General features: G+C 33.4%; 12 protein-coding genes. 5 read left to right on the top strand and 7 right to left on the bottom strand.

From position 1 onward, the window contains the following. A complete protein-coding gene (locus FLJC2902T_RS10895) occupies positions 1-723 on the top strand; it encodes a hypothetical protein (protein ID WP_023579847.1) in 723 nt (240 codons plus the stop codon). A 313-nt stretch (positions 724-1,036) separates the two neighbouring features. Here FLJC2902T_RS10895 and FLJC2902T_RS10890 read toward each other — a convergent pair whose 3' ends face one another. Genes FLJC2902T_RS10890 through FLJC2902T_RS10870 form a run of 5 tightly spaced genes read right to left on the bottom strand, consistent with a single transcriptional unit; the run spans position 1,037 to position 13,390 of the window. Then, on the bottom strand, positions 1,037-4,846 hold the full coding sequence (locus tag FLJC2902T_RS10890) for a T9SS type B sorting domain-containing protein (RefSeq protein ID WP_023579846.1): 3,810 nt from the start codon (positions 4,844-4,846) through the stop codon (positions 1,037-1,039). A 19-nt stretch (positions 4,847-4,865) separates the two neighbouring features. Next, positions 4,866-5,660 carry a hypothetical protein gene (locus FLJC2902T_RS10885; RefSeq protein ID WP_023579845.1) on the bottom strand — a complete coding sequence of 265 codons (795 nt, stop codon included), beginning with the start codon at positions 5,658-5,660 and terminating at the stop codon, positions 4,866-4,868. A 4-nt stretch (positions 5,661-5,664) separates the two neighbouring features. Beyond that, positions 5,665-6,033 (bottom strand): hypothetical protein, encoded by a 369-nt coding sequence (locus tag FLJC2902T_RS10880; RefSeq protein WP_035678413.1) that lies wholly within the window; start codon positions 6,031-6,033, stop codon positions 5,665-5,667. Continuing rightward, a complete protein-coding gene (locus tag FLJC2902T_RS10875; RefSeq protein WP_023579843.1) occupies positions 6,033-12,929 on the bottom strand; it encodes an RHS repeat domain-containing protein in 6,897 nt (2,298 codons plus the stop codon). The genes FLJC2902T_RS10880 and FLJC2902T_RS10875 overlap by 1 nt, the downstream gene beginning before the upstream one ends. 11 nt (positions 12,930-12,940) lie before the next feature. After that, a complete protein-coding gene (locus FLJC2902T_RS10870; RefSeq protein WP_023579842.1) occupies positions 12,941-13,390 on the bottom strand; it encodes a T9SS type A sorting domain-containing protein in 450 nt (149 codons plus the stop codon). Between the two features lie 625 nt (positions 13,391-14,015). On the opposite strand from FLJC2902T_RS10870, the gene FLJC2902T_RS10865 reads away from it, so the two are divergent. Genes FLJC2902T_RS10865 through FLJC2902T_RS10855 form a run of 3 tightly spaced genes read left to right on the top strand, consistent with a single transcriptional unit; the run spans position 14,016 to position 19,692 of the window. After that, positions 14,016-17,282 (top strand): DEAD/DEAH box helicase, encoded by a 3,267-nt coding sequence (locus FLJC2902T_RS10865; RefSeq protein WP_023579840.1) that lies wholly within the window; start codon positions 14,016-14,018, stop codon positions 17,280-17,282. Between the two features lie 54 nt (positions 17,283-17,336). Then, positions 17,337-18,848, top strand: coding sequence for an AAA family ATPase (locus FLJC2902T_RS10860; protein WP_023579839.1), 1,512 nt, complete (start codon positions 17,337-17,339; stop codon positions 18,846-18,848). Between the two features lies 1 nt (position 18,849). Then, a complete protein-coding gene (locus FLJC2902T_RS10855; protein ID WP_023579838.1) occupies positions 18,850-19,692 on the top strand; it encodes an HNH endonuclease in 843 nt (280 codons plus the stop codon). 480 nt (positions 19,693-20,172) lie between these two features. Here the strand turns inward: FLJC2902T_RS10855 and FLJC2902T_RS16250 are convergent, their stop codons facing one another. Together FLJC2902T_RS16250 and FLJC2902T_RS10845 are read right to left on the bottom strand one after the other, a co-directional pair. Beyond that, positions 20,173-20,535 carry a hypothetical protein gene (locus FLJC2902T_RS16250; RefSeq protein WP_155958896.1) on the bottom strand — a complete coding sequence of 121 codons (363 nt, stop codon included), beginning with the start codon at positions 20,533-20,535 and terminating at the stop codon, positions 20,173-20,175. Between the two features lie 19 nt (positions 20,536-20,554). Continuing rightward, positions 20,555-21,445, bottom strand: a complete 891-nt coding sequence (locus FLJC2902T_RS10845; RefSeq protein ID WP_035678405.1) for a hypothetical protein — start codon at positions 21,443-21,445, stop codon at positions 20,555-20,557. A 152-nt stretch (positions 21,446-21,597) separates the two neighbouring features. Here FLJC2902T_RS10845 and FLJC2902T_RS10840 point away from each other — a divergent pair, with 152 nt between their 5' ends. After that, on the top strand, positions 21,598-22,002 hold the full coding sequence (locus tag FLJC2902T_RS10840; protein WP_023579834.1) for a helix-turn-helix domain-containing protein: 405 nt from the start codon (positions 21,598-21,600) through the stop codon (positions 22,000-22,002). Positions 22,003-22,064: the final 62 nt, after the last annotated feature.

Here is a 22,064-nt window from a genome sequence, read left to right as displayed (position 1 = left end):
ATGGATTTGAATTTGAACAAAATTCTGCAAACCTCAATAGAAAACAGATTATATAAGCCCATTATCAAGCCTTTATTACCAAAAGATCTGAAGGCTAACACAATCTATAATTATTTCAAAAAATACTATTCTGAAATTAACGGCAAAGCGTTTATTGAAACAAATGAAACAATAGCATTTGTATACACTCTAATATACTATTTCAAAAATGAAACTAATTTTCACCTCTCTCCATTGCTGTACAATGTTCCAAACACCTATATTTCTTTAGATAAAGGATTAATAATCATAGGAGGATACGGTACCGGTAAAAGCTCCTGCTTGTTAACTTTCCAATACATGTTAAACACCATTTTCAAATCAACTGTTACGCTCAAATTTGAAAAAGCGATTGATGTTGTTCATGAATATGAAAATCTACCGCAAGAGGAAATCGAACTTTTTTATGAAAAATATTGCAATGGCTTCCGGGTTATTGATGATCTAAAAAGTGAAAAAGAAGCCTCTCGTTACGGTAAAACAGATATCTATAAAGAGATTCTTTTTAAACGGTGTGATAACCCCATAATCAACTCAATAATTACAAGTAACTATTCCGAAGAAAATCCTAATAATATGGAGGCTGCTATTGAAAATTTTTACAGGTATGGTGGCAGAGTTTTAGATAGAATCTATGGGAAGTTTAACTTTATTGAACTCAATGGCAAAAGTTTTAGGAACTAATTTAAAATAATTACACTTGACATCTTTAAAATACCATTGCAATCATTTCTAAAAAAAACTAAGCTAGTTGCAATGGGAAACTTACACTGTAATTTGGCATATAACGAAAGGAAAATTAGATGGGCAGTTAAGAACTGAAATTTTCTATGTAACAATCACTAAAGGATATTTTTAGGAAATTTAGCACCAATAAAGAAAATAAAGACAACGCAACGTACCGGTTATAAATAATAGAGCCGTTAAAACTTGTTACATTGTCTTTACTCTACAAAGTTACTATTTTAATTAAATATCCAAGAGGAAATTATGATTACTACCTCTTCAACGCAAAATGTCCCTTAAATATCCTACCATCCTGAAGCTCGATAGAAAACCAATAATCATCGGAAGGCAAAGATTGACCATTATAAACTCCGTCCCAACCCGGACTGTGCGGGCTTAATTGTTTCAATAGTTTTCCGTATCTGTTGAAGATGTAAATTGTTGTTGCATTAGCATAGCTTTTACCTACTCCTTTAATGTTCCAAAAATCATTATATCCATCTCCATTAGGTGTGAAGAAATTCGGAATTCCCAACACGCTAACTTCCTTAGGTGGTGTTGTACCACAACCGTTCAGATCTTTTACGTAAACATTATAAATCCCGGCTTCAAGACCGGTAAATACATTTGATTGCTGAAAATTCATATTATCAAGACTATAGACATAATCTCCTTGACCGGTAACATGTACAACTATGGAATTATCATTGGATAAATCCGTTACTTCCACATTGGTAATAGTGGCGATATCGGAAGCCATTACAGTTATCGTTCTGGTTCTTATACAACCATTCGCATTACTGACATCAACCGTATAAACACCTTCCTGATTTACCGTTAATGCATAATTGTTTTCTCCAACGATAAGATTGCTGTTTAAATACCAGGTATAGGTAAAATTAGCTATGATCGATTCATCTAAAAGTCCTGAATTGATTACTTTGGTAAAATTCAGATTATCACTGCACACCAACTCTTCACCTGTTAATTGAATAACCGGAACTGGATTTACAACAAGCGGGATGGTCATTGTTGCTGAACAATTATTATTTATGGAATTAACAACTTCTACTCTGATATTCTGTGTTGCTGAATTAAACGGATTTGGAAGTGGGCTTGGCAGCGGATTATTATTCCCGTCGAAATAAGCAACTGTCATTCCGGTTTGACTTCCCAATATTGTCGATTGGAATGTGGTTGTATTGAACGGATAACTCCCGTTTTGGATAGCGGGATCCGTTTCATCGTCACAAACGGTTGTTAAAGTAACCGGGATTTGAAATGCTTCCGGTAAATCATCAACAATAAATCGAATGGTTGACGAATAATTGCAAGCCATTGCAGTGTTGTTTGCGACGGTTACAGTTATCGTTTGAGAGCTCGTTGCAAAAGGATTCGGCAGTGGGCTTGGTAACGGATTTCCGGTTTGGTCGGTGTAACTTACCGTTACGTTTGTTAATCCATTTAACAACGCGCTTTGCAAATTCGTTGTATCAAAAGCATAAATACCATCCTGATTGTCATCACAATGTTCAAGCACTTGTGGCTGAACAATCGGAATACTTTCCACATTCAACGTTATGTGATCTCCTAAGCCTAAACATTCGTTGTTTAACTGGCTGTCTACCCTGACATAAATGTTTTGCAAATTAGGATACCCAATATTGGTGTAATTTGAAATGTCGATAATCGTATTTTGTTCCGCTAAAGCATCTGCTAAATTTTTGTAATAGGTAATGTCGAGTTGTTGTCCAACAGGAAATAACGCTCGAATTTGCCCATCAACATTGCTGAAATCGAAAGTTGCAATGCCATCTGTATTACTTCCTGAAACAATATCATCACAAACCGCAACTATTCTTTGTGGGAAGTTTGCAGGAATTTGTGTTGTGGAAACCACTAAATTCAATTGAGTAACTCTGTGACATCCATTTGCATTTTGTACTCTGATGTAAACCGTATCGTTGTTTACAATTTGGTTGGTATAAACAGGTACATTGGTAATTGGATTACTGTTGCTGTTTGCTTCAGAAGATGATTCAAAAAACGAAAATGTCAGGCCACTAGTGGACGTTACTGCAAGCGTAATCGCTTCATCCAGATTGAAAGCACTGAATCCATCCTGATTGTCATCACATTGTTTTAACGTCACTACAGCATTTACAACAGGCAATGAAAACACTTCAATATCGAATGAGGTAACCGCGAAACAAGCTGGATTTTGAATATTAGTCATTTTAACCCAAATCGTTTCCGTTGGATTCGTATTGGCATAACTTGTTGGCGTAGTAATTTGCTGTGTTAAGGCACTGTCTTTGTAATAAGTTAAGGAAAAATCACTTACTGACTGCCCATTCAAAATAGCCGTTGCTCGCTGCGTTAAATTAAAAAGCACACGACCATCGACATCGGTTCCGACAGAAGTATTATCACAGGTTTGTATTGATGACACTACAGTTGAAGGAAGTGGTGTTTCAAATACCTGAATTACAAAACTCGTTGTGGCCTTGCAATCTCCATTGGCATTATTACTTACTTCCGCAATTATTGTTTGCGATTGATAAGCTGCCACATTTGGATAACTTGCAGGAGTTGCAATGGCTATATTATTAGTATAGTCTGTTGCATTGGCAAAATATCTGATGGAATATTGCGAAGGGCTTTGCCCGTTTAAAATAGCATTGTTTCTGCTAGTTAAATCGAAATTATAAAAACCGTTATTATCCGTATCACATGTTTTTATATCCTGTGGTTGTGTGGCAGTGGGAACAGCTGAGATAACAATATCTCTTGTTTGCGTACCAATTCCAATAGAACTCACTGCAGCAACTGATACCGTGTAAACACCCGGAGAAGCATACACATGACTTGCATTTAAGTTGTTTGATGTATTACCATCACCGAAATTCCATGTAGCACTTGTAATGGTTTGGTTGGTATTTAATTCAAAAGTAGTTGATTGCCCTACACAGGCATTGTCTGCAACAATTGCTGGACTAAAGAAAAACGATTGACTAAAAGAAGGAAGTCCACCTTGACTAATTCTTCCTCCCAAATCAATTGCATCAATTTGAAAATTACAACCCAAACCCAAAACATTGGGATTATTAATAACGCCCAGTTTATTTTGATTATAAACTGCTACATAAATCTTTCCATCCGGCCCCATTTGTAACGCCGAAGGCAATCTGCTTGAATTATATAGTGTGATTTTAGAACTTGGAATGTCCGCAGCATTCAAGTCGAATTGATACACTTTATTAAAAACATTGGTAACGTATAAAATTTCTTCATTTGGTGAAAATTCTACACCGTATAATTCCCAAGGCTCTTCAATTACTGTTCGGGCATTTGAAATAACGCCTGTTACATTATTAAAATCAAAAAGTTGAACAAAATCGGAAACACTAGACAAAGCCAATTTTCGTCCACTTGGTGAAATTTTAGCAATCCCTGCTGCTACAAAACCAGTACCGCTGATCGTATTACCGACATTAGAAGTGACAGGAGTAGCGCTTAATCCAGAAGAAGTTAATAAGTAAGCATGAAAACTATTACTTTCCCAACCATGCGATATTATCCAAAAATCATTCCCGTTTGCATGCTTTGTAATTGCAAAACTTTCTATAGTTGGCGTATAAATCAATATATTTTTATTTGATGTAACAGCTCCCATACCTCCATTTAAAGACATATCAACGATAGAGTATCTCAGTCCGTCAGGGTCATGCTCGTTATCGGTTGTAAAAATATAGTACAAAGTGGAAGAACCCGGCTTAGGAACTATTGTTGCCGATTGTGCTGATGAAGGATGTCCCAACAAACCTGAACCATTAACCATCACCTGATGGTTACGATTATAAACAGTTATTCCATCAGTATAAAACAGTAATTGCCCCGCAGCAGTTGAAAGTGTTGCACAACCTTCAATAGTATTTAACTGACCGTTGGTAAATGGAACCGGAGTACCACTACTAAAATCTAAACCTGCAAATTGACCAAAATACCAATTATTAGCCTCGCCTTGTGCAAACGAGGCTAATGAATAAATACTTACTACTATGTAAATCCAATACTTCATCAAATTTTGCTGCCAAAAATTAATTAGGCCATTCCACTTGCAAAATAAATTCTAGATTTATTTCAGGATAAGAATAAGCAATTGTAGTTGGCTTTGTAGTTGTGTAAGCTGATAATGAAAAACTTTTTGTATCCTGAATACTATTTAGCAGATTTTGCCCTAATGGCGGTTCGTCCTGATCGATAACACCTATTTGAATTGTTTTTAAAGGATCAACATATAAGCCTGCACTACTTATATTCCACGTTAGATCCCCTTGATTTTCTTTTACTGACGATTTGTACCATAATCGTGGCCAATACCCCTCTTCCAAAGAACTATTCAATTTTGATTTATTAAACCCAAAGAAAACATCCGCCAGATGATTTGGGTTGGATATTGGATACTCCGGATCCCATGTCCCATTGATGTTGTTAAACGATACAACTTGGACACCAGTAATTTTAACCGCATTACCACGATTAACATTGATAGCTATTTGCCTTTCCGAAACCTGATTTGCGGCATTTTGACATCTTACATAAATAGTTTTTTCTCCTAATGTGTCAAAATTAAAATGCAACACATAGGACGAACCAAAATTTCTGATAGAATAACCACCGGTTGCAAAATGATCCAATGAAACCCACATGGCTTTAATGGTTTCTTCTGCATTAACGGTTACCGTGAATTCTTCATCCACATTGGTTTGTGTAACTGAGGGCACCAACTCAACAATAAAATTATTTTGGCTTTGGTTTTCAGTACTGTTATCACTGTCTGAGTCACAGGCTAGAAAAGCAAAGGGCAATAAGTAAATTAGTTTTTTTAGCATACTTTTAAATTAATTTAGAGTTTTCTTTTAAATATTTCACACACAAACTTACTTGTTGTTTAAAAACTTCGAATTCATTTTGTGTACCATCATTTATTTGATTTAATGTACTCAACTCTAAAATCTCACTCACACTAATGGTAGTTTGTTTACGCATAAGCCCCCCTTCTTTTATTACTAAGAAATCAAATCCTGGTGTATACTTAATAAAAATTTTATTTTTTTTTAAATAGTTTTCATACATAACAAATAAACCATCCCTACTGTAACCATCATATTCGATATTAGAAATATGATATCCATGTATGGAAAAAAAATGGTATGTTTCCCTTAACAAAATAATAAGATATTTTTCAGCCCAATTTAAATTCATTAAAATCGATAATTTATTATCACGTTATTATTAAAAAATGTTCTTGTTTGATAAACATTTTGATAATTCATAGTATTGATAGTATTTATTTCAATTCCATTATAAAATGGGCTATAGCCATTTCTTCCTAGATCATAAATCCTATAATTAGACTTAATAACATCATTAATCCAATTTTGATTAAATTCAAGAGCTGCAGGATTTATAAGATCTCTCCCTTGATATGGAAATAAATCTTTTGGCCAATTAGAAATTTTATTACTATTAATTGTTTCTACTTGCATTTTGGAAGCAACCTGATCAACTTTGCTTTGAGGCCCTCCAATTAGAACTTCTCCTGCTTTAGCTTTTCCTGTAAAAAGATTATAACCTCCTTTTTTTGCAGCAGAATATGCCCCAGCGGCACCTGCAATTCCTCCTGTAACGAAACCTAATCTCATTCCATCAATACCAACTCCTATAGCATTGTCAAAACTTGCTCCAGAAGCTAATGCCATACTAAATCCAGTCACTCCACTTGTAAATGCTCCAACTAATGAACCTACTATGGTTCCCTGCAAAAGTGGACTTGTCACTTTTATCCCATTAACAACCACACCCCCCAAAGCTCCAGCCGCATATTTACCCGCATAGCCTCCAACGACGCTTGAAATACCTCCCATAACCGCACCTTCAATCGGATCGCCCCCTGATAACCAGCTATTAGTAGCTCCTACTATCGCACCTCCAGCTGCCCAGCCGCCAAATTCAGGATACAGAGCTAACCAACCTGCAGCCGCACCTGCCCCAAAAGCAGCAAGACCTTGACCAAAATTATGAATATTACCTTGGTATATATTTACCCCTAAATTAATTACCCCCCCTACGACAGCCGCTATAGCATCATCTAATCCAAAATATTCACCACTTGGATCGGTGAACTTAGTCGGATTATTCATTACATACCCATAACGATTGAAATTTTGAGTATTATATGGATCCTGAACATAGTTATCAGGCTGTAGGAACCTATGCAATTTAGGATCGTACAAACGACCGTTCATGTGAATCAATCCAACACTTTGCACATGTTCATGACCGGTATAACCTCTATCTAAAACGGTTAATCCTGTTAAATTATTGCCAGCACCATCTTGAACCTTTACTATAGCTCCCCAAGCATTAAAATGACGTTTTTCAACAATATTCCCTGTCTGATTGGTAATCGCAACTATCGTACCTTGGTAATCCCGGTGCAAATATAGATATTCTTGTGTTGTTCCATTATTTTTAAATACAACAGGTGCACTGTACCCATCCCCCCCGATGTAGGTAATAAATTCTACAGCTCCAGTTTGTGTATTATGTTTTATCTCCATAGAACCATCTGCAGAGTAATGCTTACGTAATGGACGAGCGAGCATATTGCTTTGCAATCCCCCATAGAACATACTACTTCTTCCACTTGCTGCATTATACCAAAAGTTAATAATATCTATACCCGGTTGTTCAATTTTAACCGGAGCTTTAAAAACATTATATGTAACAGTTTGTAACGGTTTAGCTGTATAATAAGCCAAAGCATCAGGCGTTGGATTTATCGAACTATTTTGATAATGTATTGGAAGACCTGTGCTATTAGTTTTGTTATAATTATAAGTTCCTAAATTATTTGCCGTTATTCTTCCCCTATCATCATAATCTTGTTTTTCTAAAGGATATTTGGTAACCACAAAATTATCAACATAAAAATAGGATGATGTTGTATCTTCTACCTCAACGAATGATTCGTTAATTTCAATTTCAATACTAGAATTTTGAGAAACAGTGTGGTCAAATGTTCTCGTACCATTTCTGTTTATCATCAGCTTATTAAATAATTGAGTAGCACCCGTTACACTGTTTGTTTCAATAATATCAACTCTTATATTAGGTGTATTCCCAATACCAACATATAAACTTACTGATATTTTCTCTCCTTCTATTGCTTGGGGAACAATTGCTTTTTTAGTTCCTGCAATTCCTGTCGCTGCCACTTTAAGCTGCCCGCTGAAATTAGAAACCGTAGAAGGGGCTATTGCCACAAATCCGTCTACACCTGAAACAAAAGCGTTATTATCTGTAACAACAGAAGGAATACTCCATTTAACTAATCTATCCAAATTGTCATATTCGAAAGTTTCATTCAAATTAAACAAGTTACTGGAACGACTAGTCAAATTACCCCTCAATGGTTCAAAAACAGTATTTAGCGTCATTATGTTAACAGAAGGAGTCCCTATTTTATCATGTTTTAATTGGGTAGGAAAACCGTATTGGTCATAACTATTTGTTATTGCAATCCCATTGCCGTAAGACGCCCCCGTTAATTGACCTCGTGAATTAACGCTGTTAGTTTGCCATAACATCTGGCTAGTTACATCGTCTAATATCTGCCAATGATGACCATTTTTATAAGTGTTTCTTATTTTTTTAGTAGAAGACTGTCCGCCTTGTAAATTATTTGCAATAAATTTTTCTGTTAAAACTCTTCCGAATGCATCATACTCATAATGAACTTCAAAAAATGATTTATCGTTGGATTCGTATTTAGTAATTAATCTATTATAACTATCATAAAAGTATTCTAAAGTAAATGGCAATCCATAATTATTATCAGTCCCATCTTCCATAACCAATAACCCGTTAACATATGCATAAAAAATGTTGTAATTAGTGTTAACTCCCTGAATTGATTTACTTTCTAGTCTGCCATAGCGATCCAAATTATAATATGTAGTACCATTGGGAGTAATTTCTTTTGTAAGTTCTCCGAGAATATTGTACTCATAGTCATACACACCGGCAGCAGGATCTGTCAATTTCTTTTTCCTACCCCAACCATCCTGCTCTATATCAATGGTGGTTCCATTATAATATGATTGCTTTAAATTACCATTTATATAATATTGATACGTGATAGTTCCACCATTATCCGTTTTGGAAACAACATTACCAACTGCATCTTTAACGATTATTTCCGTCTTTATACCATCACTTACAGTTGTGGTTAAGCCGTCATAGTCAATATTAGTTATTTTTCCTGTATGCTCTACAGTTTGACTAAGCCTCCCATATTCATCAAATGACGAGGTAGTATAACTTGTAGGATTACCCGACAAACCATTATAAGGCGTACTCACAGATATTTTTCTATTGTAAATATCGTATTGAGTATTTACCGTACTATGAGTATCATCAATATTTTTTTCAGAATCCTTTATTAATCGTCCTAAATCGTCATATTCAGATTTTTGATAACTATTATCCTCACCCGTGGTTGTTATGTACGAGTAGCCAGATGAAGACACACTATAGTCTATAGTTACCTTTTTACTCAAATAATCCTTTATTTCTTTCTTTTTACCCCAAACATCATAATTATAGGTTGTAGTTATGTTTCCCGGTTTAGTTTCCGTTTTTAATAATCCGTTATTAAAATCATACGTATAATCCGTTGCTAACGATTCTATATCAACAGCTTTTGTTAAAAAACGCCCTGAAGGATCGTAAACATAGGAAGTAATTCTCGGTGTCAATCCACTAGCCGAAATTGTTTTCTTTTTGATGTTTCCAAAATTATCATACTCATTATCTTCTATAATGTAATCAGTATTATGGCCTTTTCTCTTAACTCGAGTAAGTAAACTATTAGTATACGAATAAATCTCTTCTGCATCCATTTGATTTACACCATTAACACCATAACTAGTCGTGTTCTTTTTAGTTGGACGGCCAATTATATAGGGAGTTCCTAAATCATTAAAATATACAATTGATGTTATGTCAGTTTTTTGAATATTCGTTCCTAGTTTTGTGTAGACAGTATTAGATAAAGGATTATTATAATTATCATAACTTGTTGTTACGCTCTCTTTCGATGTGCCTTCTAATCCGTTATATATTACTGAGGACGTATTTTTAATCTTATAAACATAATTTTGTAATAAAGCGCCATCATATGAAAATACGGATTTGCTTATAAATGAATTTGTATTAAAGTTAGAAGAAAGAATATAATCTCCTTTAAATGTATAACTTTCACTAATTGCACCTCTCTTGGTTATATCGAATTTAGTTAAACTAGAAATTGGAGCAAAAGCATCATTAAACCAATTAGTTTTAGACGAACAACGGAAACCTAAAAATCCCAGTCCTTCAACATTAGAAACAGCTCCAAAATATCTAAACTCTTGCTTTTTATAATCTGTTTGACTCCTGTTTTCAATTTTTGAAACTACTTGGAATGTAGGAGCAACAACAATATCCACGTTTGGATAATTTTCAGTCCCACGACTATCATTATAGGTGGCTGAAAAAGAATTTGCTTCCGGTTCTAAAGGACTATAAGTTATACCTTCTTTGACACCGTTGCCTAAAGTTATCTCTTTTAGTCTTGTATCTTTTTTATTATCCTTATTATAAGTAAATGTGTGAATTTTATCAACAATAATTAACGAAAACTCTAAATTGTTGTTTTGATTTTTATAATCTAACAGTGACAAAACGGGAAATCTTCTTATTCCATAAACACTTATATCACCTGAATATAAATCATGTATCCCTCCTTCAACCCTAACATTAAACGCTATCTGATTTATTCCTGATATTTTATTTTCAGCCAATCTGAATACTGAAAAGAATGGGTCACCATCATGATTTGTATGGCATTGGGAGTCCGGTTGGACTGAATTTGCAAATTGAAAAATATCCGTTTTACCATCGCCATTGAAATCATTTGCCATATGATAAATCTCAGTATTCTTAACTGTATTGTCACATATTGGGGCAAAGTATGGTAAACCAATACCAGTTGTTTTTACAGTAAAAGAACTAATCCCATTTGAGAAATAAAAACTCCAATTATCTACATCAAGTTCTTGAGGAACAACAAAATCTGACTTTCCATCACCATTATAATCACCTATTAGAATTTGCTTGTCCGTTTTTATCCCGCTATCATTTTTGGAAAAAAGCAAAACTAATTGCTTAGCGTCGTTCATTGTATAGACGTGTACAACTCCTTGATTAATTACTAGAATATCCGATTTACCATCTCCATTAACGTCACATACAAAAAATTTACTATTAACAGTAGTGCTTAATCCACCCGCATAATTCACATAATTACTGCTTAACCTTTTATCTAAATCAACAAAATATGCTGTCCCACTAGTATGGGTGGCTGTAAATGTATTACAGTTTTGAGTCACTTCATATGAAACTGGTCCCTCGACAACAACTAAATCTGTTATAGCATCACCATTAAAATCACCATTCAAGTATATTTTTGGAAAATCTTTAACTACCTCAACCCAAACAGGATCGGTTGGATCAATCGGGTCCTCCGTCTTATTACTGCTCGAATTTCTCAACCCGCATGACACTCTCCAATAACCATAAGTAAATTTTGGGAATTGATATGATTTTTGATCTTGCAAATTAATCGGATTCATAACCCCTCCAGCTGAGTAAGTTGTAAAAGTTGTTACATTTCCATTTAATTTCACAACATTCCATCCTTGGGTATGAGATAATTTATACCCAAATGAAGCACTTCCCGTTATCCAAGAAACAGGAAAAATTTCATCAAAAGTCCCTACAGGGTGCTCATAAGCAATATTAGGGGCATCACCATTTATGTCAGTATACAACCAATACTTTTTCTTTGCGTCAGGATTAATCCAATCCCCATAAGGACTACTTATTGGGTAAAGTATCATGTCTATCTTACCATCTCCATCAAAATCACCATTAATATTTGCTGCATTAGTGTTTCTGACATTTGACATTCCAACTGATGTAGTATTTAAACTAAAAAAAGTATTACTTCCCTCGGAATCCTCATAAGTAAATACTGTTGGATTTAAACTTTTAGTATTATCACCACTTTTTTCAGTTACATTAATTAGGCGTTCATAGCCTAAGGTTGTTGCATTGTGTCCTAATAAATAATTTCTAAAACCAACACCGTTACCTACAACTTTTATTTCTTTTAATATGGAATTCATTATAAAGCTTTCTCCTCCTACAAATGATTCTTCAGCACGTTCCCTAGAATTATAGACGAACTGAACCTCATTTATGTGGGTTGATGCACCTAATGCGCCATATAAAACTTTACTAATACTTAGAGTATTATTTGAATTATTATAAACATAACTAATTCTTACTCCCTGAAGATTTTCCCAGTAAGTGATTGCCCATTCTGTTTTAGACCGAGAATTAGTAGTGATGCCATAATAAGCTTTTGAACCATCCGGATATTCTACAACAAAAGATTCTGGCCCAAAATTCGCTCCATACGGAGAAACTCCATTAGATGTTATTTTTAAATTTGAAAAGTTCTCGGTTTCGTAAACTGTTAGATTAGCTCCATATATTTCCCCTATTCTAGCCATCATTAACCGTTGACCATCTAACGCATAGCGATCTAAATTATCAAAGTCAACTGCATCAATAGCATTATCGTGATATTTTGTAGAAGGAACTCTAGTAATAACCGAAAGACCTGTTATATTCCAGCCAAATCCTGCTAAACCATTTCCTCCTTGGCTATTATATGCTAACCCAATTTGAGGCTCGGCTCCAGCAATTCCCGGCGGTACTGCAATAGGAATACTATAATTAGCACCTCCAGTTAATGAGACCGAAAGTTGTCCTTGAGTCACACCAACTTCAGTAGAGTTACCAGTCGGAACACCTGGATCAAGCAGTTGATTTTGCTCAATTTGCGCTTTATTTAGTGTCTTATTCGAATTTAAATCAGTTCTCTTTATTGGAATTATCCCTTTAACAGGAGTACCTCCCAAATCTTTTACTTGAGCGTTAACAAATAGGCTTATAAAAAGTAATACCAGCAAATAAATATTCTTCATGTTTCCTTTTCTTATTTTTTAATGATTTTAATATCTTTCTGCTCCCCATTTGAATACTGAAGAAGTATCATATAGACACCTTCACGATAATTACCAAAGGGGATATTTAATTTATTGGATACATCAAGATTGGTATATTTTTTTACCAATTGACCATTGAGTGAGTATATCTCTATACTATTTACATTTTTACCATCAATCAGATTCCATTTCAAAAAAAGCTCCTCTTTTACCGGATTAGGATAATAGGAAATAACATCTTCAGGGAAAAATTTCAACAAATCTTGTTCAGTCAAATTCTCAATGGCTATAATATTTTCGTCTCCATTTTTTGAAGGACAACTTGAACACAATTCTCTTTTTACCTGGTTTCCAGCTATATCATAGTCAAAACTTATTTTTTGAGCATTCCCCAAAAAACAATAGAAAAACACCGTTATAATTATTAAATTCCTTGCCATTGAATGTTGTTTTTAAAATTTTGGCAAAGAAAAGAATATTGTTTCATATTTCCTATCACCAATTTTGGTGATATCGCATCACTAAATTTGGTGAATTTTTACTTTTTTTTGATTGGATTAAAAACCCAAACATGCTTTAAAAACCATCTCTACTAATATTTTATCTTCTACTATGATTGAGAAAATTGGAAATACACTTGAGAAAACAAGATTAAGTAACTATAAACCAGAACTAAACCTTGATATCATATTCCTTTTAAGAATCTAAAACATACAACTATTCTTGTGAAATATTTGAATTCTAACATTAATTGACTAGATAGTGAACTACCAATTTATATTCTGAAAGATTAAAATTGCCCATTTACATATCAAAAAAATTAATAATCAAGATAATTTAGTTATCTAAAAAATCAGGATGGCAAACATGTAAGATAGATATTTCGGAGAACGCAGAAAACTTTAAGAAAATTTTATAGCTTTATTATGATCGATATGACACTTTCAACGAAAAATTTTCTTTAAATCTGCTATTTTAAAATAAATATGGATTGAATTCGATACAATATTTGTATGAAAAAACCATACATTTGAAATTCTTAACACCAATAACTAAGAATCTCTTATGATAGATATTACCCTTCCAGAATTAAATATAAATTGTTGGCAACAAGTCGGGAATAAAAACATAGTAAAACAACTTTTAGAAAAAGAATTAAAATCTCAGTTTAATTTCATTTCATCTCACAGGAGTCATTCTGTTATTGAATCAAAAGGCATTGAGTACTGCCTTTCTTGTAATTTAGAAAGCTTCCCTAATGATTTTGAATATGTTATATTAACCGATAAAAAAGCAACGCAACAAAAATTAGAAACGAATCAAATCAAATTTAAGTCTTGGATAAAACATCCAAAACTGAAAGAATACACAAATGAAGAAATAATAGAATCTTGGGATAACGATTTTAATTATATCGAGGAAAATATAATCAAAGGGACTAATGGCTTAAGAGAACCACAAATTGCAGGACTGTACTCTATTCTTAGCCATTTAAAAATAGCCGAATCTATTGGTACAGTAGTAATGCCTACTGGAACTGGAAAAACAGAAACTATGCTCGGAACATTAGTTGCAAATAAATGCAACAAATTATTAATTACTGTTCCATCCGATGCCCTTAGAAATCAAATAGCTAATAAATTTTATAAACTCGGACTATTAAAGCAATTTGGTATTGTTGGAGAAAAATCATTATTTCCAAAAGTTGGGATATTATTTCAAAATTTCTCAGACGCAAATGATTTAGTTGACTTCATAGACAATTGTAATGTACTTGTTACTACAATGAACTTATTAGCCAATAATAGTAATGAAAATCTTTTATTATTTTCTGAAAAATTTTCAAATATTTTTATTGATGAGGCTCACCATATCGAAGCAAGTTCATGGAAAAAAGTTAGAGATTTTTTTGATGACACAAAAATTCTTCAATTTACAGCTACTCCATTTAGAAATGACAGAAAAAGACTTGAGGGAAAAGTAATATTTAATTTCTCATTAAAGAAAGCACAGGAACAAGGGTATTTTAAACCTATTAACTTCATTCCAATCAGAGAGTATGATTTTAAAAAAGGTGACAAATTAATTGCCGAAAAGGCCATTGAAAAACTGCAAGAGGATTTAAATAACGGCTATAATCATATCTTAATGGCTCGCTGTGAAAATAAAACAAGAGCTGAAGAAATTTTTGAAATTTATAAAGAATATAAAGACTACAATCCGGTATTAATTCATTCATCGGTAACAGGTAAAAAAGATATTCTTTCATCTATTATAAATGGAGAACATCGCATTATAGTTGCAGTTAACATGCTTGGGGAGGGATTTGACTTACCACAGCTAAAGATTGCCGTTTTTCATGACATAAGGAAAAGTCTACCAATCACTTTACAGTTTGCAGGAAGATTTACAAGAACTTCAACAGATGATGAATTAGGTAATGCTACTTTTATTGCAAATTTAGCAGATATAAACACTGAGAATGAGTTAAGTGAATTATACGCACAAGATTCAGACTGGAATTTATTGCTATCGACATTAAGTTCCGATGAAATTCAAGAACAAGTTGACTTTAACGAATTTATCAATGGATTTCAACATTTAGACAATTCTAAAATACCATTTCAAAATATTAAATTTGCTTTAAGCACCGTGGTTTATAAAAATATGTCACAGGATAAATCTTTTAATTTTTCAAAGTTTAAAAATGGTTTTCAGAATTATGATGATTTAGAATACAAATTTTCGGATTATAATCCTAATGAAAACACTTTAGTAGTAATAACTGCAAGTAAAACAGAAGTTGAATGGGTAAATTATAAGGAAGTATTTGGATTAAATTGGGAACTAACAATTCTCTATTACAATACGGATTTAAATCTATTGTTCATTCATAGTTCTGATAAATCTGGATTTTATAGTGAATTAGCAAATTCAATATTAAATGATAGTGCTGAAATGATAAATCAATTAAATGTATTTAAAAGTTTTTATGATGTAAAGAGAGTGTCATTACAAAATGTTGGATTAAAAGAATTTTTAAATCGGAAAATTCGGTTTACAATGAGAGTTGGAACTGATATAGAAGAAGCACTTTCAATAGCTGAACAACAGAGAGGGCAAAAAGCATTTGTATTTGGCTCAGGGTATGAGCAAGGCAATAAAATAACTTTAGGTTGTTCATACAAAGGTAGAATTTGGAGTTATTTAAGAAGTGACTTAAAAGGATTTATTAGTTGGTGTAAAAATATAGGGGTTAAACTTATTGATGATGCAATAGATCCAAATCAAGTACTAAGACAGACACTAATACCTGAAATTATATCTGAAATTCCAAATATTTTTCCAACTCATATTGATTGGGATGATAACTTTTATGATTATCCTGAATCTAAAATATCTTTCAGAATAAACAATCAAGAATTTGGCTTATCAAACTGTTCTATAAATATTATAAATCCAAATGATCAAAGGAAAATCGAGTTTGAAATAAAAACCCCCACCTCTTCTGTAAAATATAGTAAAGAGCTTTTTATAGACACGAATGAAGATGGTTCTAATTTTCCCAATTTTAAAATCAATAAAATTGATCAAGTTAAAAGTGAAATTATCATAGGAAATAAAACCAATGATTTTACAGAATATTTGAATTCTAATCCACCAATAATATGGTTTGCAGATGGTTCTGCTCTTCAAGGAAATGAATATGTCGAACTAAAACATATTATTCAGCCATATTTAACTGAAAGACTTATTGCCTGGGATTGGACAGGAATTGATTTGAGTAAAGAAGCCCAAGGAGTTAATCCATTTAAAATTGATTCAATTCAATATAGAGTAATTCAAAGATTATTACAGGATGATTTTGATATTATTTATGATGATGATTATTCCGGAGAAATTGCAGATGTGATCACTATTAAAGAAACAGACAGGGAAATAAATATACAGTTTTACCATCTAAAATTTGCTAAAGATGGCAACATAAATACTCGGGTAGATAATTTTTATGAAGTATGTGGTCAAGCACAAAAATCAATTCATTGGAAACATAAAAGAGGTACCGAATTTTTCGAACATTTGTTAAGAAGAAAACTGAAAATTAGAAATGGAAGTGACAGAAGTAGATTAGAAAAGGGTACTGCACAAGATTTAGAGCGACTTTTGACTATTGCCAAAAATAGAAAGCCAATGAATTTTGAAATTTTTATAGTTCAACCAAGTTTGTCAAAACAAAATGTTTCAGAATCTATAATGACTCTTCTAGGTGTCACTGATAATTATTTAAAGGAAGTTGGAAACATCAATTTAAAAGTAATTGTAAGCAAATAAAATGATTAATGTTTAGTCAAATCATTATTTTTATCTAAGATAATTCAATTAAGTATGGATTTTTATTTATCTGATTCCCGATTATTACAAAGAATTGAGAAAAAAAACATTATAGTTTTAAACCACTCTTCGTGGGATGATTGGTTTACATACAATACGCTCTACAGAGTAAGTTATTATGATGATGATTATAATGAAATTATATTAGGTCCTGTTAAAATAGGTGAATTTAATATGGAAGAAAGAATACCAAGACTTCCTGAAAAATTTACAAGTTTAGACGATACTTTTTTTTCTGTAGGTCAAGATGTTAGTTATTATGAATTATTAAATTCTAAAGGCGAAGTCTTTAGGGATGCTATTTTAGAAGCCTTAAATGACATTTCTTTGAAAAATGAATTATTTGATAATGCAATTAAAGAAAGAGTAACAAAACAATCTCTTTTACGGTCTGTAAGCCTTGTTTCTGTAAAAGGAGAATATAGACGATTAGCACAGGGAATAGTTGAATTAACTCCTTATGATTTTACTTTTTATGCACCAAAACATTTTAAAAGTAGTATTAATCCAATGGTGCTTGATTTTAGTGTAAAACCAAAATCTAATCCTCCAACTAATATTCACGTAATAATTGGAAGAAATGGGGTTGGTAAAACACACCTTTTTAATAATATGATAACATCATTAATAGAGGAAAGATCAAGTAAAAAAGTTGGATACTTTGAAAGTAAAGATGATTTTGACATTCCTTTTGCAAATTTAGTTTCTGTTTCTTTTAGTGCATTTGATGATAGTAACCCGATAGTTGAAAAAAGAGATAAAACTAAAAGTATTAGTTATTCTTATATTGGATTAAAGAAAATAGAAAAAGGAAATATTAAACAGCCGCCTAAAAGCCCAACAGTCCTTAAAAATGAGTTTGTTAAAAGTATTGAAATTTGCAGGCTTGGAGCAAAAAATGAAAGATGGCTTAATGCACTTAAAACATTAGAAACAGACCCAATATTTAAAGAAGCAGAAGTTTCACAAATTGCTAAATTAGGAATTGAAGAAGATTTTACAGAATTAGCATCTAATATATTCAAAAATTTAAGTTCGGGACATAAAATTGTATTGCTAACAATTACACGATTAGTTGAAACTGTAGAAGAAAGAAGTCTTGTACTATTAGATGAACCCGAAGGATATTTACATCCACCTTTGCTATCTGCTTTTATAAGAGCATTGTCTGATTTATTAAAAAGAAGAAATGCAGTAGCAATAATTGGGACACACTCTCCTGTGGTTTTGCAAGAGGTTCCAAAAAATTGTATTTGGAACTTAAGACGACACGGAGCTGATGCTATTGCAGAAAGATTAGAAATGGAATCTTTTGGAGAAAACGTAGGAACACTTACACAAGAAGTATTTGGATTAGAAGTTACTGATTCAGGTTTTCATAGAATATTGAAAGATATTGCAGAAAGAACTGAAAACTTTGATGAAGCTATTACAAAGTTTAATAACCAATTAGGATTAGAAGCAAGGGCGATATTAAGAAATTTATTTTATCAAAAGAACTTGTAAAATGAAAAAGATAAAAAAGCCCGAAATAAAAGTAAAGCAAGTATTTACAGACTGTATTAGTATTGTTAGAAATCCAATTTATAAACAGCAATTAACTAATTGTATTGATACGTTAGAAGCTGCCGAAACAGATTTAGAGAATAAAATTACAGGAAATACAGTCCACGAAATTGCCCAAAATGAAGTTATTTTAGGAACTATCGTTAAGGAAGATATGGAGAAAGTTTATAATGATCGAATGTCCAAAAAAGGGACACCTGCAAGAGATCACTATAACACTATTTTTTTATCCGCACCAAATGGAAAGTGTCCCTTTTGTTCTCAAAGAATTGTAAAAACATTAGATCACTATTTACCAAAGTCAAAGTATCCAATTTTTGCAGTTACACCGATAAACTTAATTCCTTGTTGTAGTGATTGTAACAAAGATAAACTCGTTGACTACCCAACTTCGCAAGAAGAAGAAACTTTACACCCATATTTTGATGATGTAGAAAATGAAGTATGGCTAAAAGCAAAATTATTACAAACTAATCCCATAGGATTTGAATACTATGTATTTCCTTCTCCGAATAGGGCAGATTTATTAAATAGAAGAATTTTAAATCACTTTAATTCGTTTGGATTAAATAAACTTTATAGTGTACACGCAATAGAAGAATTAGAAAACAATAAACAACATTTTAAAAAATTATTTGCAAACGGAGGGTATGATTTATTAAGAGCACACTTAAAAGATGGTTTTGATAGCAGAAGTAGTGTAAATCTTAATTCATGGCAAACTGCTTTTTATTGTGCCCTATACGAAGATGAATGGTTTTGTAATGGAGGGGTAATGATTTAAAATAATGAAATTTGTGCATTTTTGTACCTCATTTGTACCTCTACCCTACACACCCCGTAAATAATAGCAATGTAAATTTCTGTATCGGTAAATAAATCATTCCCTCCTAAATAAAATAAATAAGGAATAGTTAGCGCTATTCCTTTTTTGTTTTAAGGCAGACACCCCTAGAACTATGTTCGCAACCTTCCATAACTTCTACACCCCTGATGAACTACGTTCGCAACCTTCCACAAACCCTGAACGGCTTTGTTACGGTCGTCCTCGAGGGGACAATCCTGATAACAGCGTTTGACTTATAAAGCTACTACTCGATTTATAAGACAAAAAACCTTCTAGGAATCCCCCCCTTTAGGGGGGCTCGGGGGGTGTTACGCAATATCCATACATTATCCATACACTATCCATGCATTATCTATGCATTATCTATACCTATGATAGAGGCGGGTTTGAAACCCGCCTCTACACCAATACCATGCATTATCCGTCTTGGATATTTTCTTTTTCCTGTTGCTTATTTTCTTGATACAGTTCGTGAATTTCATCAAGCAGCTGCATTTCTTCTAAAGGGACCAATTGTAATGCGATATCAAGAAGATTACGAACATTTGCACTTGAATCTACAATGTGCGTAGAATCGTAAGGTTCATCTGCTTCGAGAGCGAGGACGGAAACTTTTAAGATATCCATGATAGTTAGGAGCATGTCGGTATAGCCGGAAAATTTTAATTGAGCGGTGAAGGATTGCTCCCGATGTTCGCAGGGTTTAAGATGTGTGAAATACCGTCTGTTTTTGATGTGGTCGCAAAGTTCTGTGAGGGATTGCATTTCGGTTGCTTTCATAATTATTGGTTTTAGGTTGTTATTGGTTTGTTTCTTCAAGTCTTTTGAGTTCGGCTTCTATTAGTAAGGTTGCTTTTTCGAGGAACAGGTAACACCGCCTTTGCAGAAGTTCTGTATGCAGAAAATCGGTTGGTTTGAGGTTAGCAAAGCGTAGTTTGCTTAAATGTTGGGATAACAGGTTGAAAATTTTCTGTTCCTCCGGAGTGTTGCGCGGGAAGATTTCTTCGGCTAAGGGGCAAAACAAATTGCACAAATCGAAAAGATAACCCAATGAGAAATGCATGGGACGATACCCTAAAAAGGTATCGATCAGTGCTAAGGTGGTATTTTCTATTGCCAGATGCATCATCGATTCCTGTATGGGTTGGGTATCGCAGCCTTCTATTTGGTTTTGAGATTCAAGGAACACTTGGGCAATGCGGTTACGGTTGTGCCAATAGGCTTTTATGCTTTCTACATTTCGTTTGGGATTGGCTTCGAAAGCTATAGCCGGAGGCACCACAGGATGCTCATACAGTTTAATACCCGTTTGCATTACCCGATGAAAGAAATAGCTCTGATGCGGAGTTAGTTGCCTTACGGCTGTAGCTTTGTGCAACAATAAGGTTATGGTATAACGGCCTTCGCTTTTGGTTTTAAGAACATCGCTTACTTCTCCAACGGCGTTTTCTTTGAACTCGGGGCAAAATGCCAGCAGGTAATAATGGGTGTGCTGCTCATTACTGGATTTGCCCGATAGAGAACACTGATTGGATTTACAAGTTTGGCGAGTACCAAAACAGTACAAGCCCGAGAGCTTAAGATTATCCTGCAAGAAGGCGGTGATGTAGTCAAAGCCTTGGTTTGGAGCTACAGTACTTTCCGGAGGTGTGGTTTGATTGAACATGGCGGTAATTTTTTGGTGAAACATTCGCGAAAAATCTTATATTTGCTAAGTAACTGCAAGTACGGAAGATGGAACCGCGTACCGAACCAAAGTGATTGGTATAGTACCACTACCCGCTTGTATTTTACCAACAGCGAACCTTTTGAGGATAATGAACTAAAGACTATTTTTGAACTATGAACACACCTACCAAAAACCACATAGGAAGAAAGATAAGCCGCATAAGAGAATTACGCGACATGAAACAGGAAGCATTAGCGGCAGCCCTAGGCGTAAGCCAACAAACGATTTCCAATATTGAGAATAGTGAGACTATCGAGGATAGTACACTTGATAAAATTGCCCAAGTATTAGGAGTTAGCCCTGAAGCAATAAGAAAATTTTCTGAAGAAGCAGTCTTTAATATTATCAGCAATACTTTTCAAGATAGTAGTTCGAACAACAATAACTACTTGTGTACAATTAATCCCATTGATAAGATTGTTGCTTTATTTGAAGAAAAAGAAAAGCTTTACGAAAGGCTTTTACAGGCTGAAAAAGACAAGGTTACTTATTTAGAAAAGTTAGTTCCCAATAAATAATATTAAAATATATTTAGTTTTTTGAAAAGGAGATTACAATAGCAATCTCCTTTTTTTGTCAT

Source organism: Flavobacterium limnosediminis JC2902 (genome assembly GCF_000498535.1).
Classification (GTDB): Bacteria; Bacteroidota; Bacteroidia; order Flavobacteriales; family Flavobacteriaceae; genus Flavobacterium; species Flavobacterium limnosediminis.
The sequence above is the reverse complement of the archived record's forward strand: the minus strand, read 5'-3'. Positions and strand labels throughout refer to the sequence as shown.